This is a genomic window from Streptomyces sp. NPDC025638 (assembly GCF_055558775.1).
Genome location: NZ_JBVHLX010000009.1, coordinates 132,217 through 158,635 on the forward strand (window position 1 = coordinate 132,217; position 26,419 = coordinate 158,635).

Genomic DNA, 26,419 nt, shown 5'->3' on the forward strand with positions numbered 1-26,419 from the left:
ATGCCGCGGATCATCTGCGTCGCCGGGGCGCGACCCAACTACATGAAGATCAAACCGGTCATGGACGCCCTGGAACGCCGGGGCACCGAGGTGGTCCTCGTCCACACCGGCCAGCACTACGACCCGACCATGAACGACGTGTTCTTCACCGACCTCGGCATCCGTCCGCCCGACCGGTTCCTCGGGGTCGGCTCCGGCACCCACGCCGTGCAGACCGGACGCGTGATGACCGCGTTCGAGCCACTCCTCGACGAGGTGTCACCGGACATCGTCGTCGTGGTCGGAGACATCAACTCCACCCTGGCCTGCGCCCTGGTCACCGCCAAGGCCGGACCGCTGCTGGCCCATGTCGAGGCCGGTCTGCGCAGCCGCGACTGGAGCATGCCGGAGGAGGTCAACCGCGTCGCCACCGACCGCGTCAGCGACTACCTGCTGGCCCCCTCCCCCGACGCCGCCGAGAACCTGCGCGCGGAAGGGTACCGGGACGACCAGATCCACCTCGTCGGCAACGTCATGATCGACACCCTGCTGGCCAATCTGGAACGGGCCAGGGCCTCGGACATCCTCAGCCGATACGGCCTGGACAGAGGCGAGTACGGCCTGGTCACCCTGCATCGCCCCGCCAACGTCGACGACCCCGAGGTCCTCGCCTCGCTCCTGAAAGCCCTGGGCGAGATCGCAGGCCGCTGCCCGCTCCTGCTGCCCGTGCACCCGCGCGCGGCCGGACGGCTGGCCGACATCGGTGTCCCCGGAGGCATCCGGCTCGTACCGCCCGCCGGATACCTGGACTTCATCGCCCTGCAGGACTCCGCACGCGTCGTACTGACCGACTCCGGCGGCATACAGGAGGAGACCACCGCGCTGGGCGTGCCGTGTGTGACCCTGCGGGACAACACCGAGCGGCCCATCACCGTCGAGCAGGGCACCAATGTGCTCGCCGGCCGGGACCCGGCGCGGATCGTGTCCACCGTCAACCGGGTGCTGGACGAGCCTCCCGCGCCCCGCCGCCCCGAACTGTGGGACGGACGCGCGAGCGAACGCATCGCAGACGTACTGCTGGAGGGAGGCACCGCGAGCACCCGACCGAGACCCACCGACCGAACCTTCCCCGTATGATCCGCTTGCAACATATGCTCGTCGAACGTCTGGTCGCGAGGGGGGCCACCATGGATCTCGCTGAGATCTTCCGGGTCATGCGCAGGCGCTGGTACGTCCTGCTGCCCGGACTGCTGCTGACGGCCGGCCTGACGGCCGCCGTGGCCCTGGTGGTTCCGGTCACCTATCAGTCGCAGAGCACAGTGGTTCTCCTGAACTCCCAGAAGGCCACCGTCGCCTACGACGGCAACCCCTTCCTCAGCACCCAGACCTCGCTCACCGGCATGGCCGACGGCCTGGCCCGCAATCTCAACTCCGATGTCTCCGTCCGGGAGCTCAAGTCCCGTGGCGCCACTGGCACGTTCGAGGCCAAGCTCGCCGACAACGCACAGGGGCCGCTCATGTGGCTCACCGTCACCGGCACCGACAAGACCGCCGTCCAGGCCTCGGACCGCATCCTGACGACCTATGCCAAGGATCGGCTGGAGCAGTTCCAGCAGCAGCAGTCGGTCGCGCCCAAGGCCATGATCCGCATGACGACCATCGTGCCCCCGCAGAACCCGGTGGCGCAGACCAAGACCCGGCTCGAATACATGGTCATGGCCGGGGTCCTGGGCCTGGTGCTGAGCCTGGTCGCCGTCTTCTACGTGGAGGCGCGCCGCCGCTCACGCGCATCGGCGCAACAGGAAGAACGCGCACAGCCGGACACCGCCCCCGTATCCGCGGCCGGGGAACCCGTCGCGGAACAGACGATGGCCCTCCGGTCGCCGCCCAGTTGGTCGCGGTCCGCCGAGAACGGGACCGCCGCAGAGGCGAGGGCGGGACGGCCCGCCGTGGCCGTGACGCCTGCCGCCGAGCCGCTCGACGAGGAGTCGACTCATGGACAGCGTTCGCACACCGGACAGCGAGACCTCTGAGGCGAACGACGCCCCCGCTCCCGACTCCCTTGGCAGGAAGGTCCGTTCGGCGGCCCGCTGGAGCCTGATCAACACCGTTGTCATGCGCCTCGGCAACTTCGGCACGGGCATCCTGCTGGCACGCTTCGCCCTCGGACCGGCGGAGTGGGGCGTGTACGGCATCGCCCAGACCGTGCTCCTGGTCCTGCTCTCCGCCAACGAGCTGGGCGTGGGCCTGGCCATCATCCGCTGGGACGGTGACCCCCGCCGCTTCGCACCGACCGTACTGACCCTCGGCACCGCGTCCAGCGGCCTGCTGTACGCCGCCATCTTCTTCTCGGCACCGACGGTGGCCGGACTGCTCGGCTCACCCGACGCCTCGGACGTACTGCGGGTGATGTGCCTGTGCCTGGTGCTGGACGGGGTGGCGCAAGTCCCCGCCGGCTTTCTGACCCGGGAGTTCGCCCAGGGCAAGCGCATGATCATCGATGCGCTCAACTTCGTGCTCAGCACGGCCGTGACCCTGGTGCTGGCCTTCGCCGGCTGGGGCGCGATGAGCTTCGCCTGCGGCGCGGTCGCCGGCAACATCGCCGCCCTCATAGGCTGCGCGCTGGCCGCCCCCGGCACCCTGCGGTTCGGCTGGGACCCCGAACAGGCCCGCGCGCTGCTGAAGTTCGGGCTCCCCCTGGCCGGTGCGAGCCTCCTCGCGCTCGCCGTCGTCAACGTCGACACCATGGTCGTCGGCTCCTCGCTCGGCCAGGTCGCCCTCGGTTTCTACGTCCTGGCGTTCAACATGTCCGGCTGGCCGGTGCGCATCATCTCCGAGGCGGCCCGACGCGTCTCCTTCGCCGGGTTCTCCCGCCTCGCCGACTCCCCGCGGGCCCTCGCCCAGGGCTTCAGCCGCGCCCTGGGGGTACTGGTCACCGGCACCGTCCCGCTGTGCGTGCTGCTCGCCGGCCTCGCCGGCCCGGTCGTCCACCTCGTCTACGGGAGCCGATGGCTGCCCGCCGCCGACGCGCTGCCGTGGCTGATGGCCCTCGGCCTGATCCGGATCGGCTGCGAGCTCGCCTACGACTGCCTGGTCGCCACCGGGCAGCGCCGCGCCCTTGTCCTCGTCCAGGCCCTCTGGGTCGTCGCCCTCATCCCCGTCCTCGTCCTCGGCGCCCGCCTCGGCGGCATCGTCGGCGTCTCCCGGGGCCACGTCCTGGTCGCCGCCGGCCTCGTCGTCCCCGCCTTCCTCTACGCCCTCGGCCAGGCCGGGATCAGCCTCCGCCACGTTGCCGGGGCCTGCGCCTGGCCCCTGTTCGGGGGAACGGTGATGACCCTGGTGATCCTCTCCGCGAAATGGCTCCTCGGCGACGGTACCCTCGCCCTGTTCGTCACCGGTACGGCTGCCCTGGCCTGCTATGTGGTGTGCGTACTGCCCAGCCGCCGTTTCCTGCTCGGCTCCCGGACACCGGAGACCGTATGACCAGGCTTCGCCGCCTGCTCGCCGTCCTGGCGCTGGCGTTGGCCACCGCCTGCTCCGGGGGTGCCGACCCCTCTCCTCCCGCCCAGGGCCATGGAGCCCCCACCGGCACCCATCGCACCGCTCACGCCACCACCGCGGCACCCCGGGAAGCCGGATTCCCCGATGCCCGCAGCACCGGCCCCCGCATCTCCCTCACTCCGCACGCCACGGGCAACATGAGCGTCAAGGCCGACGGGACCGTCATCAAAGGGTGGGACATCACCGGCTCGCTCGACATCTACGCGAACGATGTGACCATCGTCGACACCAAGATCACGTCCACCAACTGGTGGGGCATCAACCTGCGCCCCGGCTACACCGGACTGCGGGTCCTCCACACCACCGTCACCGCCGTCCCCGGCAAAGGTCCCGACAACGGCGGCGTGGACTACGCCGTGTCCAACATGGGCACCAGCTCCATCGAGGTCGGCTGGAGCGACATCTCCATCTTCGGCAACGCCCTCTCCATGGGCCAGGGCTACATCCACGACAACTACGTCCACGACCTCGTGCCCTTCCGCAACACCGGCGGCGAGTGGCAGCACACCGACGCGGTGATCAGCGGCGGCGGCAACAAGGGCAAGCTCATCATCCGTCACAACACCCTGCTCAACCCCGTCGCCGTCGACCGAGGAGCGTCCGCCAGCATCGGCCTGTTCTCCGACACCGGACACGTCTCCGACACCGTCGTCGAGGGCAACCTGCTGGCCGGCGGCGCATACGCCCTCTACGGGGGTGGCGACGGCGCCACCGGGATCACGGTCACGAACAACGTCTTCTCCACCCGCTACCACCGCAATGCCGGCCACTACGGAGCGGTCACCGCCTGGAACGCCGACGGTTCCGGCAACGTCTGGCGCGGCAACCGGTTCTCCGACGGCTCCCCGATCACCCCCGAACCGGCCGGCTGAGGAAGAGGATCATGCGACGCATCGCCCGCGCCCCCTGGGAGCTCCTCAAACGCACCTTCGGCTGGCTCGTGCTCTTCGAGCTCCGCAACAAGGTCCTCCTCGCCCCCTCCGCGCTGCGGCTCTGCCGCATCGAAACCGCCGAGACCCGACGCCTCTCGGCGGCCACCGCCGCCATGCCCGCCGCGCTGGTCGCCACGGTCATCGCCACTCACCGCCGCCCCGACGAATTGCAGGCCGCCGTCCGGTCGGCCCTGGCCCAGACCGTTCGCGATCAGGTGGTGGTCGTTGTCGACGACGGCGCCGGCCTCCCCGAACTCCCGGACGATCCAAGGCTGTTCGCCGTCTCGCTGGCGCGCAACACGGGCGTGGCCGGCGTCGTGCGCAATGTGGGCATCCGCCTCAGTCGCTCGCGGTACGTGGCCTTCCTGGACGACGACAACCTGTGGGAAGCCGACCATCTGGAACGGGCGCTGGCGGTCCTGGAGTCGCCTCAAGGGCCCGACGGCGTCTACACGGCGCTGCGCCGTGTCCTGCCGGACGGGACCGAGCGGGACATCCTGTCCGTGCCGTTCGACCGCCACCGGGCAGCCCGGGAGTCCTTCCTGGACACCAACGCGTTCGTCGCCCGGCGCAACGAGGCCTTGCGCTTCAGTCGTCTGCGTCGCACCCCGGACGTGCTTCCGCGTGAGGACTGGGAGCTCGTCCACCGGTACAGCCGTAACCACAGCGTGTGCCACGTGCCGCACGCCACCGTGCGGTACCTGGTGAACCCCGAGAGCTTCTACACGACGTGGGACGGCGCCGCCTGAGGACAGGGCCGCCCCCCACCGGGCGTCACGGCCCCGGCGTGGCCCGCAGCGAGCCCGGCCTGAGCAGGGCGGCGACCGCCGCGCGGCTGGCCTTTCGGCCGAGGAGAGCCCGCGATGTCTCGCGCAACAGCACGGCGCAACGGAAGCAGGCGGTGGCGACGGCCCCGTGGCGCCGCCCGTACAGCCGCACGCGGTTGAGCGTGAGCAGGGTCCACAGCCGGGGCGACACTCGGGAGTCGCCTCCCAGGTGAACGGCCTCGGCGGCCGGCTCCAGTTGCGTGACGTACCCCCGGTCGCGCGCACGCAGGCAGTACTCGGTCTCCTCCGAGTAGAGAAAGAAGGACTCGTCCCACGGACCGCAGGCGGTCAGGCAGTTCGCCGAGATCGCCATGAGGGCGCCGGTCGCCCAGTCCGTACGTGTGGGTCGCTGATATGCGGCGGGGTCGGTGACGAGTTCGCTCAGGCGTGGGAAGCGCCCGGCGCGGCGGTTGCCGATGAGGGCCTCGCCGAGGGCGCGGGACACGCTCGACTCGCGGCGCAGCGAGAACAGGGGTGCGTCCCGGCCGTCTTCGTACAGCAGCGGTACGGCGATCCCCACTTCGTCGCCGAGCGTGTCGACGAGGCGTTTGGCGCAGCCCTGCCGCATGCGGATGTCGGGGTTGCAGATCACCACGGCCTCGTAACCGCCGTCCCACTCGCCGGCCGCCCCCAGGGCCGCGTTGATGCCGGCCGCGTACCCGGCGTTGCGGCCGGTCTGGACGACGGTGGCATCGGGGGCCAGCGTCCGGAGCACCTCGACGGTGTCGTCCGCGGAGTCGTTGTCGGCGACGACCAGCCGCCAGTCGAGGCCGGCCATGCCGTCCGGAAGCGCGGCGAGGAATCCGGGGAGCACCGGGGCGCTGTTCCAGGTGACGATGACGACGGCGACGGGGCTCATCGGGCCTCCACGAGTTGGGGAACCTGGGCCTTGGAGGACTTGTGCGGGGCCGGGACTGCGGCGACCGCCGCGCGCCGGGCGAAGCCCAGATGGCTGGCACCCGCCCCCAGCATCAGGAAGAACATGCCGGCGAACATCGGGAAGCTGAGCGAGTCGAAGGTGGCGCTGCTGACGAGGGCGACCAGCGACGAGGCGAAGAACGCCTGGCCCAGTTCGCGGTCGGACTCGGTGCGGGCCAGCCGCCGGACGGCGCCGCCTTGGTGGACTCCGGTGACGAACAGGGCGAGCAGGGCGACGAGCCCGAGCAGGCCCATCTCGGCCAGGGCCAGCATGTACTGGTTGTCCGTGAAGAAGTACAGATCCGGTGTGAAGGTGCCAAAGCCCCGTCCGAACAGCGGATGCTCCTTCAGATAGGGCACGATCGCGCTGTACTTGACCGTACGTGCCTGTGTGCTGCTGTCGGAGTTGGAAAGGAACGACGCGAACAGGCCCGTGATCGTGCCGATCAATCCGGGAACGAGCACCTTGAAGACGGCCACGGAGGCCGTCATCACGCCGATCGCGGCCCAGCGTCGCGCCGGCTTCCAGCGCGGCACCATCACCAGGGCCACCAGCAGCAAGCCGATGATCGAGGTCCTCGACACCGACAGCGGCAGCGCACCGGCCATGAGCGCCACCGGCCCCCAGCGGCGCGCCACGTGGAGGTGGCGGCGTACGGGATCGAAGGCCTGCTGGATCGCGAAGGGCAGGAGGATCGCGAGCATGCCCGCGAACTCCAGCGGCTGGGCCGTGGTGGCCCGGGGCCGGGTGAAGGCGCCGCGGTCCATGACGCTCACCTGGGCCACGCTGGTCTGGAGTCCGGGGACGTGGATGGAGTCAGCGATGTTGGTGGCCGCGAAGAAGTCGTAGAAGCCGATCGCGGCGACGACGGACGCCATGATCACCACCCGGCGCATCAGCACGTCCAGCCGGCCGCGCTCCTGTATGCCCGCCGAGGTCAGGACGACCAGCGACACCCACACCAGGAACCCGATGAGCCCGCGGTCGGCGCCGAGGACCTCCTGGTGCGAGCTCTCGCGCATCGCGTCCGACATGTAGGCCGCCAGGACCGCCACCCCGAGCAGGCACATCACGACCCGTACGAGTCTGGTGCCCGGCGCGGGGAGAATGCGCCCGCCCAGCCAGGTCGCGAGGTACCACAACAGCCCCAGCAGGGCGAAGACGTTGGCCGGGGTGCCGACGCCGCCGAGCGCGGGCAGGGCCAGGTTCGACGGGATGAAGAAGGCCAGCACCAGATAGACGGTGAGGATCGCCGTGGCGTCGACCCGTCGGCTCAGCCAGCCCGCCCGTACCCGGTTCGGCGCGCGGGCCTGCCGCGGCTTCGCGGCGACGCTCCTAGTGACGCGCCGCCGGCTGCGGACCACCGCGATGCCCTCCATCAGGATGGACAGTAAAAACGCGCTGACCACGCCCAGGATGACGACGGCAGCGATGTCCTGGTAGCGGCTCTTCGACTTCGCCACCGGGGTCTGCGGCAGTACGACAGGCGCGGTCTGCACGTAGTACGCGTGTGGGACCTTGGCGGCGGCCTGCAGGGCGCTGAGTTGTTCGCCGGCGAAGGTGGTCAGGATGTTGGTCTCCCTGAGCACCTTCGCCCGGTCGGTTCCGGTGACGCTGAGGACGAGCAGCGGGCTCTCGCTGGCCGGCGCGAAGCCGGCGGTGTATGGGTCCGTGACGCCCCGGCCGCTCAACTCCTTGGCGGCGTCGTTCGATTCGAGGGTTCTGATCAGCACGTCGGCCGTGACGATGAGCGAACCGCCCGCATTCGAGATGGGGTTGCCGAAGGTGGGGGCCAGCCGGGAGACGGCCGATGAATCCAGCAGCGCGACCGAACTCTGCGACTGGTAGGAGACGGGGACGGTCACATACAGATAGGCGCCGCCGAGCAGGCTGAGCAGGGTGAAGGGCACCATGAAATACCAACGTCTGCGCAGGATGGCCCATATCTCACCAAGACTCATGAACCATCCCTCCGTTCGGTGGCATCCCACCGCGCATCCTGCCAGTATCGGGGGCGAGGGAAGGAACTCGTATGTCGCCCGGGAACGTCGCCGATGCGCTGCTCCGTCGCTGGTACGTCGTGGTGGTCGCGCTGCTGCTGACGGCCGCCGGTGCGTACCACGTGGTGCGGCCCGCCCCCCAGTACGTCGGCTCCGCGGTGATCGTCCTGAAGCCGCCGGTGACGCAGAACCAGCCCAACCAGCTCACCAATCTGCAGCCGCCACTCGCCGTGGTCTCCTACGCGGTCGTCCGGCAGCTGGAATCCCCCGCCGGCGCCCGGGAGTTGCGTGCGGCGGGCGTCGGCGGCACCTACCACCTCGTCCCCCGCAACAGCGGCACCAGCGCGACGCCTCGCTACTTGATCCCGTCCCTGCAGGTGCAGTCGCAGGCGTCCGACCCCGACCGCGCCGTCACGGCGGTACGCCGCATCATCGACGTGTACACCCGGCATGTCGACCAGATGCAGACGGCCCAGCATGTGCCGACCGGGGCGCGGATCACCGCCTCGGTCCTGACCTCGCCGAGCGCCGCCGAGGTGCAGGGCGACAAGGCCCGGGGTCTGGCGGGCGCGGCCCTGCTGGGCGGCTCCGCCGGCGTTCTCGGCGCGCTGTGGCTCGACCGGTACGCCATGAAGCGCCGTGGGATGCCGCCGGGCCGCCGTCGGCAGTCCGGTCCGTTTCCCGCGGCCAACTGAGCCGAACCGACTGGCCATCAGATGCCGCGGCGCTTCCACGACTCCCACCAGAGCCACTCGCGCCCGCGCTCGGCCACTGCGGACCACACCAGCGGCTGCAGATACGGCATGGCCTTCGGGCCTATCCGTCTGCGCAGCCGCAGCGCGCGGTACTCGGGCAGTGCCGCGTATCCCGGCAGGCACTGCTCGGCGAACGCCACGCATTCATCGACCGGTACGACCCCTGTGCGCCCTCGGTCGTAGGCCCGGTAGGCGCGGCGCAGCGCGAAGCGCGCGAGCCGGGTGTGGACCTCGTCGGCCAGGCGATCGGCGTGGGGCAGCCGGTCGGCGCACTTGGCGAGCACGGAGTCGAAGGCCACCAGGCGCTGGCGCAGGTCGTCGAGCTGACCGCCGAAGTCGGTCGTGGACATGTTCTTGCCGTGGACACGGTAGAAGGCCTGGTCGGCTCCGCGTATGTAGCCGACGTCGGCGTGTGCGGCGAGCCGCATCCACATCTCGATGTCGCCGGCATGGGGCAGGGCCGGGTCGTAGCCGCCGACCGTGCGCTGGAGGCTGGTGCGGACGACGACTTCCGGCGAGGTGATGCAGCCGGTGCCCTCGCGGAAGCGCCGCTCCAGCCACCAGTGCCCGGGGTAGACGACCGAACCGGTGCTCCGTGTACGGGCCGACGGGAGCGGGCCGCCGTGCTGGAAGCGCAGGGGACGTCCGTAGGCGAACCCCGCCTCGGGATGGGCGTCCAGCAGGGCGGCGGCCCGGACCAGCGCGCCCGGGACCAGCCGGTCGTCGGCGGAGAGCAGGGCGACGTAGTCGCCGTCGGCCCATTCCAGGAGGCCTTCGTTGTAGGTGGCGATGTGGCCCTTGTTGGTTTCGTGGACGCGCACTTCGATGCGCGGGTCGGAGGCGGCCAGTTTGTGCGCGGCCTCCGCCGAGTCGTCGGGCGAGGCGTCGTCGATGATGAGTACCCGGACGTCAACGCCGTCCTGCTCGTCCAGGACGCTGCTCACGCAGTCGGCGAGGAAATGGCCGTACTTGTAGCAGGGGATCACAACACTGACGGTGCTCATCGATGAGGAAGCCAATCCCCGGTGGTGGTCTGCGTCGGACTTCGGTGGAGACCACCACCGGTGGGTTCTGTTTCGGTCAGTTCTTCTTCTTGCGGACGGTCTTGCTGGTCAGGGTCCAGCTCTGGGACTTCACCGGGTGCCGGTTGTTGTCCTTTGCCGTGACCGTGACCTTGAACCGGGTGCCGTCCGGCAACGGGAAGGACAGATGGACGGACACCTTGTGGGTGGCCCGGTCGTAGGAGGTGACGGCCGTGACGTGGAGCTTCCTGGCGGCAGCCGCGTTGGGGCCCGGCAGGATGGTCACGGTCGCCTTGACGGACGACAGCTTGACGGAAGCGGGCAGGGTCGTGACGAGGGGGCTGCCCGCGTCGGCGGTGTGCGTCACCGTGGACGCGTCCTCCTCCGAGGCGGTGGCCGTCGTCAGCGACGCGCTGGGGTTGTCGGCGGTGAAGACGGGGCCGACCCAGTAGTTCGCGGAGCCGTAGGAACTGTTGGGGAAGGCCGAGTCTGCGCCGTACCTGTAGAGCCCGTTGTGGTGTGCGGTGGTGTCGGCGGTGGCGGTCAGCGGATAGGACTGGTGGGCTGCCGTGAAGTAGCCGCCGTCCACCGCGTAGTTGCCGTTCGGCGCGTGGTAGGAGACGACGTACGGGGTGTCGGCGGTGATGGCCACCGGAGTGGCGAAGGTCAGCTGCTGCCAGCCGGAGGCCGTCTCGCCGGTGAAGGTGCCGGTGGCGAGCAGCGTGCCGGTGTCGGACCACAGGCTGCCGGTGTGGGTGCCGGTGTTGCCGGTGCCCTTGTAGAAGGTGACGCCGGTGACCCAGCCGCTCGTCGAGGACGTGAACCGGGTACCCAGCTCGACGGAGTTGGTGTCACCGGTCATGTCGGTGGTGGCCGGCATGGTGGAGGAGTTCCACAACATGCAGGGACAGGTGACCGCGGGCGGGGTGGAACTGGTGGTGAAGGTCCATGTCACCGGGTCCGCCATGGCGTTGCCCCACACGTCGGAGGCCTGGACGGACGCGGTGTACGTGGTGTGCAGTTCCAGCTCGGTCGACGGTGTGAAGGTCGCCTTGTTGGACGCGGGGAGCGTCTTGGTGCCCGGCACGGTGGTGCCGTTCGCGTCCTTCAGGGTGAACGCAAGGGTGTCGGCGTCGATGGCAGAACTGAAGACGGCCGACTCCGGTGCCGTGATCGACACGCCGGTCGCCCCGGACGTCGGGGAGGTCGAGGTGACGGTGGGCGGGGTGGTGCTGGCGGTAGAGGTGTCCAGCACCACGTCTACCCAGTAGTTGCTGCCGGAGGACTGCGAGGACGGGAAGGCGCTCGTCGAGGTGTAGCGGTAGACGCCGTTGCCGCCGTCGGTGCCGGACTTCAGGGCCGTGAGCGGGGCAAGGCCTGCGTCGCCGCTGGAGAAGTAGCCGCCGTCGTAGGAGTATCCGCCGTTGGGGGCGAAGTACGAGGCGACATAGGTGGTGTTGGCCTTGACGCTCACCGGCGTGGCGAAGTTCAGCTGTTGCCAGCCGGAGGCCGTCTCGTTGGTGAAGGTGCCGGTGGCCAGGCGGGTGCCGGAGGCGCTCCACAGGCTGCCGGTGTGAGTTCCGGTGTTGGCGGGCGACTTGTAGAAGCGGACCGCGGTGATCGAACCGGCCACCGTGGTACGGAACTTGACGCCGAGCTCCACCGAGCTGCCGTCGCCCGCGTTGACGGTGCCGGGAACGGCCGAGGCCGGCCAGACGGTGCAGGGGCAGGCCTGGGGGCCGACGGTCACCGGGATGGTGGTGACGGCGCCGATGTTGACGCTGTCGTCGACCGCGCGGACCTTGATGGACGCCGAGCCCGGGGTCGTCGGGGTCCAGCTGAAGCTCCAGGACGTCAGACCGTTGGCGGGCTTCCAGGTCGTTCCGCCGTCCGTGGACACCTCCACGCGGGCCACCACGCCCCCGCCGGAGTCACTGGCGGTGCCGGTGATGGTGACCGGCTTCAGCGCCGGGACGGTCACCCCGGAGGCCGGGCTCGTCACGGTGACGGCCGGGCCGGTGGTGTCGGTGGAGGCCGAGGCGGCGTTGAGATTGCTCTGCAGGGTCCTCGGCTGCACGCCCATGTCGGCGAGGATGTTCACCGTCGCCTGCTGCATGCGGGCGTCCTCGGTGACCACCGTGTCGGCGGGGTTGTACGTCGGGATGTTGGTCAGGCCCCACGACCACTGCACGGTTCCCGCGCCGAACACCAGGGCCCCGGAGTCCTGGTCGCGGAACTCGACGAGATTGTGTGTCGCCGTGCCGTTGCCGTAGGTGTTGCCCCAGTCCAGGCGGTACTTGCCGTCGTTGACGTCCACGGTCGTGGACGACAGGTCGATCGCCCCGGCGGGTCTGGTGCTGTTGGCGAGGTCGCTGTCCCACTCGTACCCGAGTGTGCCGGCCGGGAAGGTGGCGGTCTGGCTCGACGAGAGGTTCGCGATGGAGGTGTTTCGCCACAGCCGGTTCTTGCCGTACGAGCCGGGCACCGTGATCGCGTCGCTGCGGTAGCCGTTCACCTGGAACATGGAACCGGTGAGGATGTTCGGCGGCTGGTAGTCCTGCCCGTAGTCGGTGCTGGTCGGGTCCATCCAGGTGCCGGTCCAGACGCCGCTGGGGTCGGCGATGCCGTTGTTCTGGGCCATCTTGGTCATCTTGTAGCAGACCAGGGTCCGGTTCGCGGTGCTCGTGCCGTCGATGCTCGGGGCGAGCCGTGTCTTCCAGAAGACCTCGTTGCCGCTGAAGAAGGCCTCTCTCACACCGGCCTTCCTGGCCGCCAGGACATTGGAGTACTGGCTCTGCGTCCAGTACTCGTCGTGGCCGGAGGACAGATACACCTTGTGGTTCTTCAGCAGGGTGCCGCCGTTGGCCGACACGTCCACGCCCGACAGATAGCTGACGTCGTAGCCGTTGCGCTCCAGCCAGGACAGCATCATGTACTCGGAGCCGTAGATGCCGTTGTCGCCGCCGATGTCCAGCGGCCGGTTGTAGCTGACCTCGTAGGCGCGGCCGTCCGGCGCGGGCCCCGCGCCGCCGTACAGGTCCTGGCCGCCGTAGTCGTTGTAGGCCTGCCAGGTCTGGTCACTGGTCTGTACGACGACGTCGGAGGTGCTGGAGTCCTTGCGGACGACGAACGGGTAGGGCATCAGGCCGTCGCCGTCCGTCTGGGTGATGTTCGCGATGTACAGGCCGGACGCGGCGTCGCTGGGCACCGTCCAGCTCGCGGTCACGGGCCAGTTGCCGCAGTCGACCAGCCCGGTGCCGCTCTTCTTGGTGCAACTGGCCGGGTTCGTAGAGTAGTTGGCCGGATAGGTCACCGCGGCCTGGGCCGCGGTCGACATCTCGCGCGCACCGTCACCGCCGTACCAGCCCAGACGGTAGATCTCGATGCGGTACGAGACCTTCGACTGGACCTTGAACTGGACGGTGTCACCCGCCTGGACGCTCTCCTTGGTGGTGAAACCCTGGATGTCACCGTAGGCGTTGGGTGAGAACCAGTCGGACTTCGGGCTGCCCGGCTTGGAGTTCTCGCAGACGATTGCGTTCGAGCCCGCTCCGCACGGATCGGATGCCGCGAGCGCGGGCCCGGCCTGCGGGAGCACCGCCCATATCAATGCCGCTACAACGGCGAGGCGGCTGCCCCGGATCCGTCTGCTCCATCTGTTCATGTGTACCTCTCAGCGGTGCTGTGCAGGACCGACCCGTGACGGTCGGGGCGGAGCGTGAAACCGGTGGCCGATCAGCTTCCGAGCGCGTCGGCGAGCGCGTCCACGACACGTTGCTGCTGGTCGGGGGTGATCTGCGGGTAGAGCGGCAGTGACAGGATCCGGTCGGCGGCCTTCTCGGCGTTCGGGAAGTCGCCCCGGGCGTGACCGAGATGGCGGTACGCCGGCGTGAGGTGGACCGGGGCGGGATAGTGCACGCCCGCACCGATGCCCTCGGCATTGAGCTTGCCCACGATGTCGTCGCGGTCCGCCCCTGCGACCTGGACGACATACAGGTGCCATACGTGGACGTTGCCCGGCGCGGTGGTCGGGAGTACGACCCGGCCGGCGGCCGCCAGATCGGCGAGCAGCGCGTCGTAGCGGGCCGCGGCCGCCCGCCGGGCCGCGTTGCCGTCCGCCAGCCGCGCCAGCTTCGCCCGCAGGACGACGGCCTGCAGCCCGTCCAGGCGGCTGTTGAACCCGGGTACGTCGTGGCGGTACTTGGCGACGCCGCCGTGGTTGGCGATGGCGCGCACCAGGCCGGCCAGTTCCTCGTCGTCGGTCAGCACCGCGCCCGCGTCGCCGTAGGCACCCAGGTTCTTCCCGGGGTAGAAGCTGGTGGCCGCGATCCCGCCGCTGCCCGGCGAGCGTCCGTCGCGGGTCGCGCCCTGGCACTGCGCGGCGTCCTCGACGACCCGTACCCGGTCGGGAAGCCGGCCGGTCAGCTCCGTCACATCGGCCAACTGCCCGTAGAGATGCACGGGTACGACCGCGCGGGTGGCCGGGCCGACGGCATCCAGCGCGGCGTGGGGGTCGAGCAGATAAGTGTCGGGCAGGCAGTCCGCCAGCACCGGTCGCGCCCCGGCTCTGGCCACCGCGCCCGCGGTGGCGATGAAGGTGTTGGCGGGCACGACCACCTCGTCACCGGGCCCGACTCCGCCGGCGCGCAAAGCGAGTTCGACGGCGTCGGTACCGTTGGCGACTCCCACGCAGTGCGCGACACCGCCGAAGTCCGCGTACTCACGCTCGAATCGGCGAACCTCGTCGCCTCCGACGAACGCGGTGTGGGCCAGGACCCGTTCGAATCCGGCCCGTACGTCGTCGGCGACTTCCTCGTGGGCCGCCTTGAGGTCCACCAGCGGAATCCGGTTCATATGACGGGTCCCCCCATTGTTCGCGTCGCAAGTTCGTCAAGCGCCGGGGCGGCCGCCTCGCGCAGCCGCCGGGCCGGGCTCCCCACCCAGACCTCGCCCGGCGGCACATCGCCGAGCACGGTGCTCCCCATGCCGATCAGCGACCAGGCGCCGACCGTCGTGCCTTCCCTGACCAGGGCCCCCGAGCCCAGATAAGCCCCCCGCTCCAGCCGTGCGCCCCCGCCCAGGCGGACACCGGAGGCGAGCGTGGCGAAGTCCTCGACCACGTCGTCATGGGTGAGGACGACATGCGGCATCACCGCGACGTGCGCGCCCACCCGCACGGCGGCGGTGAGCACACAGTGCGCGAGCAGGACCGAGCCGGGCCCGGCCTGCGAGGTCGCCGACACCGCCGCCGTCGGGTGGATCACGGTGGCGTAGCGGTCCGCGGGCAGGTCGAGCCTGCGGACCAGACGGGCGCGGGCGGCGTAGTCCCTGGGGTTGCCCACGCAGATCACCACCCGGGCGTCGGGAAGCTCGTGGACCAGGCCGCAGCCGCCGAGCACGGGCACGCCGTCCACCTCGGTGCCGTGCAGGGCGGCGTTGTCGTCGAGGTGCCCGAGCAGGTCGGTGTCGCCCGCGTCCCGTACGGCCTGTGCGGTCTCCCGGGCGAAGCCGCCCGCGCCGATGATCAGGAGCCCGCTCATCTTCGGGCCTGTTCGCGCAGTGCGGCCACGACGCGGTCCTGTTGGGCCTCGGTCATCGTGTGGAACAGCGGCAGGATGAGCGAGTCGCGGCTGATCCGCTCGGTGACCGGCAGCGGGGCGCAGGGGTGGGCCTTGTAGGCGGGTTCGAGGTGCGAGGCCATGATCCCGCGCCGGGCGGAGATACCGGCCTGGGCGAGCGCGGCGAGCAGGTCGTCGCGGCCGACGGGGAAGTCTTCGGCCAACAGCACCCAGTAGGACTGGAAGTTGCTCTGCCCGTGCGCGGGGTCGCGTACGGGGGTGAGGCCGGGGACATCCTGCAGCAGTGCGTCGTACCGGGCGGCCAGCTCGCGGCGGCGGACGGTCATCGCGTCGAGTTTCTGGAGCTGGACCAGGCCGATGGCGGCCTGGACGTCCGTCATCCGGTAGTTGTAGCCGACTTCGAGGTAGCTCTCCAGGACGGGCTTGCTGCTTGCGTGGCGCTCCGCCGCCGAGACGTTCATCCCGTGCTCGCGCAGCCTGCGCAGGCGTGCCGCCCACTGGGCGTCGTCGGTGGTGACCATGCCGCCCTCGCCGGTGGTGACGACCTTGCGGGGGTGGAAGGACCAGGCGGCGATCAGCGCGCCGTGCCCCACTGACTTGCCGCCGACGGTCGAGCCGATGGCGCAGGCCGCGTCCTCGACGAGGGGAAGGTCCCAGTCGGCGCAGGCGGCACGCAGGGTGGGTACATCGGCCGGTACGCCACCCTGATGGACGGCGAGGACGGCCTTGGTACGGGGGGTGCGGACCGCGTCCACGGTGGCCGCGGTCAGATTGCCGGTGGCGAGGTCGACGTCCGAGAACACGGGCTCGGCCCCGACGTAGCGGACGGCGTTGGCGGTGGCGATGAACGACAGCGAGGGCACCACGACCTCGTCGCCGGGGCCCAGTCCGAGCGCGACGAGCGACAGGTGCAGGGCGGTGGTGCACGAGCTGACCGCGACGGCGTGCTCGGCGCCCACCCGCTCCGCGAAGGCCCGCTCGAAGGCGGCGACCCTGGGCCCCTGGGCGACCCACCCGGACAGCACAGCGTCGGAGGCGGCCTTGGCCTCCTCCTCGCCGAGCCAGGGGATCATCACGGGGATGCGGTCGGCGCTCATCGCGTGGTCTCCCCGGCCGCGGCGTCGGCGACGCGCTCCGCACGCCACCACTCCACCAGGTCCCGCAGCCCCGTACGCAGGTCGATCTGCGCGGTGAAACCGAGCCGTTCGGCGGACTGTGTGGTGTCCGCGAGCCGCCGGGTGACGCCGTTCACCGTGCGGGCGGGCCCGTGCACCGGCGCGAGGTCCGATGAGCCCATCGCCTCCAGCAGGCCCTGGGCGAGTTCGAGCAGCGAAGTCTCCGTGCCGTTGGCGATGTTGAACACCTCGTCGGTGAGATCCGACTCGGCGGCCAGCACGTTGGCCCGGGCGATGTCCCGGACGTCGACGAAGTCCATGGTCTGCGTGCCGTCGCCGAGGATCAGCGGCGGCTCGCCCGCCTCGATGCGCTCCATCCAGCGGATGAGCACCTCGGTGTAGAGGCCGTGGATGTCCATCCGGGGGCCGTAGACGTTGAAGTAGCGCAGGGCCACGTAGTCCAGTCCGTACATGGCGTGGAAGCTGCGCAGCATGCCCTCGTTGAAGGCCTTCGCCGCGCCGTAGAACGTGTCGTTGTTGTACGGGTGATGGCGTTCGGTCGTCGGGAAGGTCTCGGCCATGCCGTAGACGGACGCAGAGGACGAGGCGATCACCTTGCCCACCCCGGCCTCGGCCGCCGCCTCCAGGACGTTGAAGGTGCCGTCGACCAGGACCTCGTTGGCGAGCCGGGGTTCCTCCGCGCACTGGGTGATGCGTATCGCGGCGAGGTGGAACACCAGGTCGGTGCCCTCGGTGACCTTCCGAACGGTGGCGGCGTCCCGGACGTCGCCCTCGACGACCTCCACGACGCCGCTGGGCAGGGCCTGAGCGAGGTTGGCCCGCCGCCCGCGCACGAAGTTGTCCAGCACCACGATCTCGCGGGCGCCGCCCTCGGCCAGGAGGTCGACGAGGTTGGAGCCGATGGTGCCCGCTCCCCCGGTGACCAGGATCTTCTTGCCTCGTACGCTGCTCAACTGCCTTGCCCTCTCAGTGAAATAGGACTGTCAACGCCCGGCACGCAGGCCGACGACCGCACCCCGGAATTCCAGACTCCGGGATGCCGCCTCAAGAATGTCCAGCACCCGCAGGCCCGCCCGGCCGTCGGTCAGTGGCGCCCGCCGCTCCCTGATCGCGTCGGCGAACTCCTCGACCATGCTGCGCAGCGCTTCCTTCTCACCGATCGCCGGGGCGACCATGTCCCCGGAGCGGTACGACACGAGCATCTCCCTGCGCTCGTCCGCGCCGATCTCCTGCGGCGCGGCCAGGTCCACGCCCCGGTCGTAGATCGCCACACGCTGGACAGGGTTGAGGTCGTCCCAGATGAGGGTGCGTTTGGCGCCGCCCACCATGGTGGTCCGCACCTTGGTCGGGGAGAGCCAGTTGACGTGCACGTGGGCGATGGCGCCCGTGTTGAGCTGGAGCGTCAGATAGGCCACGCAGGCCTGTCCCGCGCCGATCGGGTCGGCCCCGTGGGCGGCGACAGCGACCGGCTCGACATTGTCGGGGAGGATGAAGTCCAGGATCGACAGGTCGTGCGGGGCCAGGTCCCACATGACGTCGATGTCCTTCTGGACGAGCCCGAGGTTGATACGGACCGAGTCGATGAAGTGGATCTCGCCGAGTTCGCCGGAGCGGACCAGTTCCCGGATGCGGCCCACGGCGGGTGTGTAGCAGTAGGTGTGGTCGCACATCAGCGTGAGCCCGCGCTCCTCCGCCTCGGACACCAGGCGCATCCCGTCGGCGTAGGTCGCCGCGAGCGGCTTCTCCACGAGGACGTGCTTGCCGGCGCGGAGGGCGGCCAGCGCGATGTCGAGGTGGGTTCCGGCGGGCGTGGCCACGGCGACGGCGGCCACGGAGGGGTCGGCGAGGACGGCCGCGTAGTCCGAGGTCGCCTGGACGGTCGAGTAGCCGCCGAGGACCCGCTGGGCCCGGTCCACATCGAGGTCGCACAGCCAGCGCAGCCGGAACTGCTCGCCGGCCTGGAAGTTGCGTACGAGGTTGGGTCCCCAGTAGCCGGCTCCGACGACCGCGACCCCCAACGGCTCCGTGGTCCGCGTCACTTGACTCCTCTTCCGTCGGTCCATCAGTACGCCCCCGTTCCGCGCACCACCGCAGACCCGGTGCGCAGCAGGATCGACAGGTCAAGGCCCATCGACCAGTTGTCCACGTATCCGAGATCGAGCCGGACCGCCTCGTCCCAGGGCAGGTCGGAGCGGCCGCTGACCTGCCACAGCCCGGTGAGGCCGGGCTTCACGAGCAACCGGCGCTTGATGTCCGGCGTGTACTCCTCCACCTCCTCGGGCAGCGGCGGGCGGGGCCCGACGAGCGACATATGGCCCTTGACCACGTTGATGAGCTGCGGCAGTTCGTCCAGCGAGCTGCGCCGCAGGAACGAGCCGACCCGGGTGATCCGTGGGTCTTCCTTCACCTTGAACAGCAGGCCGTCGCTGTTCTGGTTGAGGTGCTCCAGTTCCGTCCTCAGGGCCTCCGAGTCCTGCCGCATCGTGCGGAACTTGAGCATGGTGAAGTGGTCGCCGTACCGGCCCACCCGCGGCTGTCTGAACAGCGCGGGGCCGGTGCTGTCCAGCCGGACGATCAGGGCGATCAGCAGCATGGGCAGCGCGAGCAGGACCAGGAGCGCCCCTGCGAAGGAACGATCCAGCAGTTCCTTGGGCAGCCGGGAGACCCGGGAGAGGTTCGGTGCCTGTATCCGCACCAGCGGCACCCCGTTGGTGGGCCGTACCGCCAGCCGGGAGGCGGAGACGTCGGCCAGCATGGGGGCCAGCAGGAAGTCGACTCCCTGCACGGCCGCCGTCCAGGACATCCGGCGCAGGACGGAGGCGTCGTACTCGGGTGCCGGCAGCACCACCACGGTGCTGATGCCCAGGGCTCGGACCACGTCGTTCATGTCGCCGACGCCGCCGAGGACGGGGAGCCCCAACTTGCGGATGTCCCTGGCGTTTTCCGGATCGCTCAGGCACACTCCGGCCGCTTGGAGCTCCTGTACGCCGCCGCGCCGTAACACGGCGACCAGCTCCATGATGCCGCGCGACGGCCCGACCAGGAGCGTCGCGCTCCTGTCCCGGCCCCGTGCCCAGCGTCTGTGGAGCCGTCGACGCAGCGTGTACCGGACCAGCAGGGCGATCGCGGTGGCCGGCACGGCAGCCATGGTCATGTCATGGAGGAGTCCGGAGTCCTGCGTGAACAGGTAGTACGCACACGCGGCCAGGGCCGGCAGTGCGACACCGCCCCGCAGCACCCGTCGGTACTCCTCGGTCCCCACGCCCAGAGCGCTGCGGTCGTAGGAGCGATGGGCGAGCATGGCCGCGATCCACGTCGGGGGCAGCACGAGGGCCACCGCCCAGCGGCCATAGGCCGCGTGGATCAAGAAGGCCGCGGCAGCGGCCGCTAATCCGTCCGCGACCAGCAGGACGATCCGGTACTTCTGTTCCCAACGTCTTCGGCGCGCTTCCGGACTCCTGCGCTCCACAACCAATTGCTCATGCGTGACCTCAATGGTCATGCTCCCCCCACCCACATGCGCGGCTACCCCTGACCGAAGTGCCCTTCACTCAGCGGCACCGGAAAGCGAGGAAGCATCAGCGGTCCCCAACCGCCTGATGCCCCCAGCATGCTGGTTACTGACTGTTCAAAAACACTCAACAAGCCGAACCGTGACAAGCAGTCAAGACCAGCTTCCCCACCCAAACCGGTCCGGCGAACCTCAATCTAGACCACGGGACGCAGCCGCGGGAACAGTTGGACGAAACACACATCGCAATAGCGACACCGGCGGCATACTGCCCAGGTGACGAGCATCGTGATACCGGCCCACAACGAGGCGCGAGTCATCGGACGGCTCCTCGATTCGCTGCTGGCCGATACCTCCGAGGGCGAATCCTCCCAGGACGAGACGGACATCGTGGTCGTATGCAATGGCTGCACGGATGACACCGCGCGGATCGCGGCGGCCCGCGGCCCGCGCGTGCGGGTGGTCGAGATCCCCGTCCCCTCCAAGCACACCGCCCTGCGGGCCGGAGACGATCACGCGCGAGGCTTCCCCCGCGTCTATGTGGACGCCGACATCGTGATCGCGGGCGCCGACGTACGAGCGCTCACCGCGCCCCTGACCGACGACACCTCGGGCATCCTCGCCGCCGCCCCCGAACGGCAGATCCCGCTGGACGCCTGCGCCTGGCGGGTCCGGGCCTACTACCGGGTGTGGCAGCAACTGCCCGCCGTACGCAAGGGTTTGTTCGGCCGAGGGGTCATCGCCGTCTCCAAGGCCGGGCACGACCGGATCGCCGCGCTGCCGCCCCTCATGGCGGACGACCTTGCCGCGTCCCTGGCCTTCGCTCCCGAGGAACGGCTCGTGGTCGACTCGGCCCGAGTCGTGGTCCACCCGCCGCGCACATGGCGGGATCTGATCAAACGGCGGATCCGGGCCGCGGTGTCCACTGCCCAGGTCGAACAGCATCAGAGCCCGGAAGAGGCCTCGGCACGCACGAGTACGACAGATCTCAAAGCGCTGCTCCGCAGGGAGCCGAGGCTCTTCTCGGCTGTCGTAGTCTTCGTCGCGGCGGCGGTCGTAGCCCGGCGCGGGGCTCGAAAAGCCATCCGGGCACAGGACTTCGGCACCTGGCTACGGGACGAGAGCAGCCGGCAGAACTGATCGCACCGCACCTGGAGCCTTGATCATGTATCTCACCGACCGCTCCGCGCCGCCGGCGGCCGACTCCGAGCCGGGGCGAAGACGCGGCCTTCGGCCCAAAGTCGCCCCTGTCGTGCTCGTGTTGGGCACGGTCAGCCTGATCACCGACATCTCCTCGGAGATGGTCACCGCCGTCCTGCCGCTCTACCTCGTCACCACCCTCGGCTTCAGTCCGCTGGGGTTCGGCACCCTCGACGGCGTCTACAACGGCGTCAGCGCGCTGGTCCAGCTCACCGGCGGTCATCTCGCCGACCGGGTGCGCAACCACAAGTTGATGGCCGGGCTCGGCTACGGCCTGTCCGCGCTGTGCAAGCCGCTGCTCCTGCTCGCGAGCAGCCTTGGCACGCTGGGCACGGTCCTCGCCCTGGACCGGACCGGCAAGGGCCTGCGCACCGCCCCGCGCGACGCGATGATCTCCCTGTCCACGCCGCCCGAGAACCAGGGCCGGTCCTTCGGTGTACACCGCGCGATGGACACCACCGGCGCGATGCTCGGTCCACTGGCGGCCTTCCTCATCCTGCGCGCGGCCGCCGACGGCTACGACGCCGTGTTCGGCGTGAGCGCGTGCGTCGCCGTGCTCGGTGTGCTCGTACTGGTGCTGTTCGTACCCGGCAGACGGCAAAGAACTCAGACGGACGAAGCAGGCGCACCGGACAGCAGAGGGCCCGTCCGCCTACGCGAAGCACTGGCGCTGCTGCGGCTGCCACGGCTGCGGGCGCTCGCGGGCTGTGCCGCGCTGCTCGGCCTGACCACGGTCAGCGACGCCTTCGTCTATCTGCTCCTGCAACGGCGCGTGGGCATCGGCGAGGAGTGGTTCCCGCTGCTGCCGTTCGGCACCGCCGCGGTGTTCCTGCTGCTGGCCGTGCCCGTCGGCGCACTGGCCGACCGGGTCGGACGGCACACGGTGTTCCTCGCCGGACACGCAGGTCTGCTCACGGGTTACGCCCTCCTGCTGTGGGCCCCGGCCACGCCGGCTCTCCCCTGTCTCGTACTCGCCCTGCACGGCACCTTCTACGCGGCCACCGACGGTGTGCTCCCCGCCGCCCTCGCCGGCCTCGTGCCCGAGCAGCTGCGCGCCAGCGGCCTCGCCATCGTCGGCACCAGTCAGGCGCTGGCCCGATTCTGCTGCTCGCTGGCCTTCGGCGCCGCCTGGACGACATGGGGAGACGGCCGGGCGCTGGCCGGCGCAGCGGTCGGCCTCCTGTGCTGCGCGGCCGTGGCGGGCATGGTGTTGCGGCCGACGAAAGAAGCCCGATGACCACCACCGCCACAAGGATCCGGATGACACCGCTGCGCCGCCGCCTTCTCATACTCGTCACGGCGGTGCTGCTCCTCGCGGGGCTGGGGACCGGTGTGGTCCTGCACGCCGCCGCCCGCGCGGATCGGGCGAACCAGCCGCAGCCGGGCGGCCCCGCCGTCAGCGCGGGCAAGTTGACGCTCAGCCAGAAGGGCCGCCTGGCCTTCCTCAACGCGGCCGCCGGCCCGCACCGCACCGCGGTCGCCTCGGTGCCGTCCGCCGACCCCGGGGGCGGACGGATCGCCACGAGCCTGAAGTGCGCGCGTTTCTACGCGGCGGCCGGTACGGGCGTCTGCCTCCAGTCCGTCACCGGTGTCCTCAAGCAGAGCAACCGTGCCCTGCTGCTTGACGCCAACCTCCGCACCCTGCGCACCTTTCCGCTCGCGGGCACGCCCAGCCGGGCCCGGGTCTCGCCCAGCGGCCGCTTCGTCGCCTGGACCGTGTTCGTCTCCGGCGAGTCCTACTCGTCGGCCTTCTTCTCCACCCGGACCTCGGTCCTGGACACCCGCACGATGCGGCTGACTCCCAGCCTGGAGACGTTCTCCATCGTCAAGGACGGCAAGCCCTACCACGCCTCGGACATCAACTTCTGGGGCGTCACCTTCGCCTCCGACGACGACACGTTCTACGCCACCCTCAACACCGCCAACCACACGTACCTGGTCCGCGGTTCACTCTCCCGGCATACGGTCACCACACTGATCCAGAACGTGGAGTGTCCGTCGCTCTCCCCCGACGAGACCCGTGTCGCCTTCAAGAAGCGGGTCCTGTCCGGTACCTCCCTCTGGCACGAGTACGTCCTCGACCTGCGCACTCTCAAGGAAACGGCGCTCGCCGAACGCCACAGCGTCGACGACCAGGCCACCTGGCTCGACGACCACACCGTCGCCTATGCCCTCCCCACCGATGGCAAGGTCGGCAGCAGCGACCTGTGGAGCGTGCCCGCGAACGGCACGGGGACTCCTCGCCTGCTGATCGCGGGGGCTTCTTCTCCGGCGCCGTTGTAGACCCGGATCGGCCCACCGCCTGCCGAACTGCATCGACTGCCCAAAGGCTGCCCCGCGGGTTTGCGGTCCGCGAGGCAGCCGGGGTGCGATCAGTGGATCGGCCTTGTCGACTTTGTCAGCCCTGTCAGCCCTGTCAGCCCTGGACGATGAACGTCTTGGCCTTACCGGACCGGCTGGAGCAGGACTGCTTCTCCTTGGCGGTCATCTTCCGGGACTTGACGACCACCGCGTTGCTCTCGCCGTCCGTTCCGTTCGGGGCAGGCCCCGTGACGACGTCGGGGACGAACCAGAAGTAGTGGCCCCACTTCCGGTCGTCGTAGTGGGTCTGCCAGGTGCCGGAGACGGTCTGCATCACCTGCGCACGGGAGATCCAGCCGACTTCACCGGGCTTCACCGTCATGTTGATGGAGCTGGTCTCCGAGTGCGAGCTCGACCAGGTGTGGCTGTAAGTCGCCGTCACACTGACATCGATGATGTCCGCGATCTTGCCGCCGACGGTCACGGACACGCCCGCCGAGTCCGTGGAACCGACCGTGTCGGACCAGGTCATCGACTGGGTGGCCGCCGAAGTGCTGCAGTTGTAGAGCGAGTCGGAGACCCGGTGGAAGTCTCCGAGGTACGCCTCGCCCAACTGGGGTTCGTTGAAGGTGCACTTGCCCACACCCGAGTCGCAGTCGGCTATCAACTGCGCCCGGGTGGGCTGGTCATCGGCCGAGGCCGGGGCGGCCATCGCCGCGACCACGCCCAGGGCAGCCACCGAGAGCGCCAGCATCCGTCCGCCATGGCGCATCATGCGGTTGTTCGCCATAGATGTTGCCTTTCGCTGTGCATGAGGGGGGTCGGCGATCACAGGCAAAGCGACAGAACACCCACCGCGATCACCGCCTGTCGCGATCTATGAGACGCAACAACTGCCTTATCTACACCACCAGTTGATGAAAACCCAGCCGTGGACGACCTTCTGCCCGTAAATGATCGGCAGATCCTCATCGCGTCCTGCGATGACGAGCCGCACTTCCTGGTCGCCGAGGCGGCCGGCTGCCGCTGCGTTCTGTCGCGAAAGCGGATCACGACCGCGACTGATCACGCTCTGTGAGGCTTGGTGATCCGACGAACGGATACGACTGGTGCCGCCACGTCCACGATCGCTAGCCTCGCCAACCATGAAGCAACGGCGGCAAAAGAAGCTCTCCCGTCATCTCTTCGAAGCAACTCTGGGGGCTGACACTGCGCGCGTGAAGGCGCTCCTGCGGGCTGGGGCAAACCCTGAGCGAAGGGACAGCGAGGGCACCACCCCTCTGTATCTGGCGTCTGTGCAGGGAGAAGCCGAGGTCGCACTTTTGCTCATGGAAGCCGGGGCCTTCCCTGACACCGAGAGCAGAGGAGTCGGCTCGGAGGGCACACCGTTGTGCGCGGCCGCATGCTGGGGACACACCGAGACAGTGCGCGAGCTGTTGGCGCACGGCGCCGACCCGCACCTTCGTGAAGAGTCCGGAACGGGTTGGTCCCCCTTGGACTGGGCGAACAACGGCCCTCACCCCGAGACTGCCGAACTCCTCATCACAGCGGCAGCAAACGATCAGCCACGTGCAGGCGTCACCGTAGGATCCGCGACTTCGTAAGCACTGGTCTCCTGCGGAACATCGGAGTTGTCCGACCGGCGTCAGCCAGGGCCGGTCAGCGGCCCCGGCCCTGGGGGAACTGCCCGAGGTGAACCGCGCCATGGACGACCGACGCCAAGCCCCGGATGTCCTCGGTGAAGGCATCGACGCGGATCCGGCGTCCGCCGTGCAGCAGAATCTCGCACCTGGAGCCCATGCCGCGGGCATCGGCGAGCGGCCGGCCGTCACCGCCGGTGGTGCTCACCCGCGCGACGTCCTCCCAGGGGATCACGGTGGCGGTGCCCGCCACCCGGTGGGTGAACCCCTGTTCATGGATGTCGAAGCACTGCTCCCGGGTACGGAACGCCTGCACCAGGCGCCAGATCCCCAGGCCCCACCCGACCAGGCCGACCCCGAGCAGTAGCCCCGCCAGTTCCGGGGCCCCCTCGGTGGTGCCCACCGATGCGATCGCCACCGGCACCCCGAAGGCCATGCCCACTGTCCCGGAAATCAGCCACATACCCGCCTGCCGCAGGCGTCGCGCGCCATCGGTACGGTGCTCGCGCACGAACCTTCCCAACTGCCTCGCGGCTTCCGTACGCCTCATCGGGCTCCCTCCCGAGTCGTGGACATCTCAAACTATGCCCCCGCCGCCGGGCGATTCACCCTTTCCCCAGGACCGGTCCCGCGCTCGGATCCGGTGGGCTCTCCGGCCGCCCCGCCGTCGACAGGGGCGCCGTCTTTGGTCAGCGGCCGGCCGCCGGCCCCATGACCTGCGGTGCGGCCATTGATCAGGGTGACGGAACCCGCTGCCCATTCAATTCCGGGCTCGCTGAACTCGGTGGTGCAAGGCGGTCTCCCCGTCTCCCGGTGCCGGCTTCACCACGAGCAGGTGGTGGTGCCGGGCGGGCCGGAGGCGAGGCGGCCCATCAACCGAGACAGCGACAAGGAGTCAGTGTTCATGAGCGAGAACGAGCAGACCCCGCCGTACCCGGAGGGCGGCGCCGGCATCTTCGACGTCGACCCCGACCAGTCCGGCATCAGCCAGGACCCCGACCACGAGGTCACCTCCGACCTCGACGCCCTCCCCGACGACATGGAGCTCTGACACCGC

Annotated in this window: 24 protein-coding genes; 12 read left to right on the plus strand and 12 right to left on the minus strand. The window is 69.8% G+C overall.

Annotated features, from left to right (window positions below):
- Genes wecB through ACZ4EG_RS23805 form a run of 5 tightly spaced genes read left to right on the plus strand, consistent with a single transcriptional unit; the run spans window position 1 to window position 5,221 of the window.
- Window positions 1-1,116, plus strand: coding sequence for a non-hydrolyzing UDP-N-acetylglucosamine 2-epimerase (wecB, locus tag ACZ4EG_RS23785; protein WP_467791986.1), 1,116 nt, complete (start codon window positions 1-3; stop codon window positions 1,114-1,116).
- A 50-nt stretch (window positions 1,117-1,166) separates the two neighbouring features.
- On the plus strand, window positions 1,167-2,012 hold the full coding sequence (locus ACZ4EG_RS23790) for a YveK family protein (protein WP_467791987.1): 846 nt from the start codon (window positions 1,167-1,169) through the stop codon (window positions 2,010-2,012).
- Complete coding sequence (locus ACZ4EG_RS23795) at window positions 1,975-3,462, plus strand: oligosaccharide flippase family protein (protein WP_467791988.1); 1,488 nt, start codon at window positions 1,975-1,977, stop codon at window positions 3,460-3,462. The genes ACZ4EG_RS23790 and ACZ4EG_RS23795 overlap by 38 nt, the downstream gene beginning before the upstream one ends.
- Entirely contained in the window at window positions 3,459-4,412 is a 954-nt protein-coding gene (locus tag ACZ4EG_RS23800) for a hypothetical protein (RefSeq protein WP_467791989.1), read from the plus strand. The genes ACZ4EG_RS23795 and ACZ4EG_RS23800 overlap by 4 nt, the downstream gene beginning before the upstream one ends.
- Before the next feature lie 11 nt (window positions 4,413-4,423).
- Window positions 4,424-5,221: a glycosyltransferase family 2 protein gene (locus tag ACZ4EG_RS23805; protein ID WP_467791990.1), complete on the plus strand. Its 798-nt coding sequence runs from the start codon at window positions 4,424-4,426 to the stop codon at window positions 5,219-5,221.
- Between the two features lie 25 nt (window positions 5,222-5,246).
- On the opposite strand, the gene ACZ4EG_RS23810 is transcribed toward ACZ4EG_RS23805, so the two are convergent.
- Window positions 5,247-6,158, minus strand: a complete 912-nt coding sequence (locus ACZ4EG_RS23810) for a glycosyltransferase family 2 protein (RefSeq protein WP_467791991.1) — start codon at window positions 6,156-6,158, stop codon at window positions 5,247-5,249.
- Window positions 6,155-8,179, minus strand: coding sequence for an O-antigen ligase family protein (locus tag ACZ4EG_RS23815; protein ID WP_467791992.1), 2,025 nt, complete (start codon window positions 8,177-8,179; stop codon window positions 6,155-6,157). The genes ACZ4EG_RS23810 and ACZ4EG_RS23815 overlap by 4 nt, the downstream gene beginning before the upstream one ends.
- A 71-nt stretch (window positions 8,180-8,250) precedes the next feature.
- Between ACZ4EG_RS23815 and ACZ4EG_RS23820 the strand changes: the two genes are divergently transcribed.
- A complete protein-coding gene (locus ACZ4EG_RS23820; protein WP_453549062.1) occupies window positions 8,251-8,913 on the plus strand; it encodes a GumC domain-containing protein in 663 nt (220 codons plus the stop codon).
- A 17-nt stretch (window positions 8,914-8,930) separates the two neighbouring features.
- Here the strand turns inward: ACZ4EG_RS23820 and ACZ4EG_RS23825 are convergent, their stop codons facing one another.
- From ACZ4EG_RS23825 to ACZ4EG_RS23860, 8 genes are all read right to left on the minus strand, one after another.
- A complete protein-coding gene (locus ACZ4EG_RS23825) occupies window positions 8,931-9,977 on the minus strand; it encodes a glycosyltransferase family 2 protein (protein WP_467791993.1) in 1,047 nt (348 codons plus the stop codon).
- 76 nt (window positions 9,978-10,053) lie between these two features.
- Window positions 10,054-13,659 (minus strand): DUF4082 domain-containing protein, encoded by a 3,606-nt coding sequence (locus tag ACZ4EG_RS23830; protein ID WP_467791994.1) that lies wholly within the window; start codon window positions 13,657-13,659, stop codon window positions 10,054-10,056.
- A 71-nt stretch (window positions 13,660-13,730) separates the two neighbouring features.
- Window positions 13,731-14,849: a DegT/DnrJ/EryC1/StrS family aminotransferase gene (locus ACZ4EG_RS23835; RefSeq protein ID WP_467791995.1), complete on the minus strand. Its 1,119-nt coding sequence runs from the start codon at window positions 14,847-14,849 to the stop codon at window positions 13,731-13,733.
- Window positions 14,846-15,535 carry an acetyltransferase gene (locus tag ACZ4EG_RS23840; RefSeq protein ID WP_467791996.1) on the minus strand — a complete coding sequence of 230 codons (690 nt, stop codon included), beginning with the start codon at window positions 15,533-15,535 and terminating at the stop codon, window positions 14,846-14,848. Before ACZ4EG_RS23840 ends, ACZ4EG_RS23835 begins: the two co-directional genes overlap by 4 nt.
- Window positions 15,532-16,671, minus strand: coding sequence for a DegT/DnrJ/EryC1/StrS family aminotransferase (locus ACZ4EG_RS23845; RefSeq protein ID WP_467791997.1), 1,140 nt, complete (start codon window positions 16,669-16,671; stop codon window positions 15,532-15,534). Before ACZ4EG_RS23845 ends, ACZ4EG_RS23840 begins: the two co-directional genes overlap by 4 nt.
- Window positions 16,668-17,663 carry an NAD-dependent epimerase/dehydratase family protein gene (locus ACZ4EG_RS23850; protein ID WP_453549048.1) on the minus strand — a complete coding sequence of 332 codons (996 nt, stop codon included), beginning with the start codon at window positions 17,661-17,663 and terminating at the stop codon, window positions 16,668-16,670. Before ACZ4EG_RS23850 ends, ACZ4EG_RS23845 begins: the two co-directional genes overlap by 4 nt.
- Window positions 17,664-17,693: 30 nt before the next feature.
- Entirely contained in the window at window positions 17,694-18,749 is a 1,056-nt protein-coding gene (locus ACZ4EG_RS23855; RefSeq protein ID WP_467791998.1) for a Gfo/Idh/MocA family protein, read from the minus strand.
- 23 nt (window positions 18,750-18,772) lie between these two features.
- Window positions 18,773-20,212, minus strand: coding sequence for a sugar transferase (locus tag ACZ4EG_RS23860; RefSeq protein ID WP_467791999.1), 1,440 nt, complete (start codon window positions 20,210-20,212; stop codon window positions 18,773-18,775).
- Window positions 20,213-20,497: 285 nt separating this feature from the next.
- Here ACZ4EG_RS23860 and ACZ4EG_RS23865 point away from each other — a divergent pair, with 285 nt between their 5' ends.
- From ACZ4EG_RS23865 to ACZ4EG_RS23875, 3 genes are read left to right on the plus strand one after another with little or no spacing between them, the layout of a single operon-like run.
- Window positions 20,498-21,361: a glycosyltransferase family 2 protein gene (locus ACZ4EG_RS23865; RefSeq protein ID WP_467792000.1), complete on the plus strand. Its 864-nt coding sequence runs from the start codon at window positions 20,498-20,500 to the stop codon at window positions 21,359-21,361.
- 25 nt (window positions 21,362-21,386) lie between these two features.
- A complete protein-coding gene (locus ACZ4EG_RS23870) occupies window positions 21,387-22,658 on the plus strand; it encodes an MFS transporter (RefSeq protein WP_467792001.1) in 1,272 nt (423 codons plus the stop codon).
- Window positions 22,655-23,704, plus strand: a complete 1,050-nt coding sequence (locus ACZ4EG_RS23875) for a TolB-like translocation protein (protein WP_467792002.1) — start codon at window positions 22,655-22,657, stop codon at window positions 23,702-23,704. Before ACZ4EG_RS23870 ends, ACZ4EG_RS23875 begins: the two co-directional genes overlap by 4 nt.
- A gap of 133 nt (window positions 23,705-23,837) precedes the next feature.
- Here ACZ4EG_RS23875 and ACZ4EG_RS23880 read toward each other — a convergent pair whose 3' ends face one another.
- Window positions 23,838-24,512 (minus strand): hypothetical protein, encoded by a 675-nt coding sequence (locus ACZ4EG_RS23880; protein ID WP_467792003.1) that lies wholly within the window; start codon window positions 24,510-24,512, stop codon window positions 23,838-23,840.
- A 141-nt stretch (window positions 24,513-24,653) separates the two neighbouring features.
- Here ACZ4EG_RS23880 and ACZ4EG_RS23885 point away from each other — a divergent pair, with 141 nt between their 5' ends.
- Window positions 24,654-24,800: a hypothetical protein gene (locus tag ACZ4EG_RS23885; RefSeq protein WP_467792004.1), complete on the plus strand. Its 147-nt coding sequence runs from the start codon at window positions 24,654-24,656 to the stop codon at window positions 24,798-24,800.
- 67 nt (window positions 24,801-24,867) lie between these two features.
- Window positions 24,868-25,326, plus strand: a complete 459-nt coding sequence (locus tag ACZ4EG_RS23890; RefSeq protein ID WP_467792005.1) for an ankyrin repeat domain-containing protein — start codon at window positions 24,868-24,870, stop codon at window positions 25,324-25,326.
- 55 nt (window positions 25,327-25,381) lie between these two features.
- Here ACZ4EG_RS23890 and ACZ4EG_RS23895 read toward each other — a convergent pair whose 3' ends face one another.
- A complete protein-coding gene (locus tag ACZ4EG_RS23895) occupies window positions 25,382-25,873 on the minus strand; it encodes a hypothetical protein (RefSeq protein WP_467792006.1) in 492 nt (163 codons plus the stop codon).
- A gap of 393 nt (window positions 25,874-26,266) precedes the next feature.
- Between ACZ4EG_RS23895 and ACZ4EG_RS23900 the strand changes: the two genes are divergently transcribed.
- Window positions 26,267-26,413 carry a hypothetical protein gene (locus tag ACZ4EG_RS23900; protein ID WP_363297729.1) on the plus strand — a complete coding sequence of 49 codons (147 nt, stop codon included), beginning with the start codon at window positions 26,267-26,269 and terminating at the stop codon, window positions 26,411-26,413.
- The last annotated feature ends 6 nt before the right edge of the window (window positions 26,414-26,419 follow it).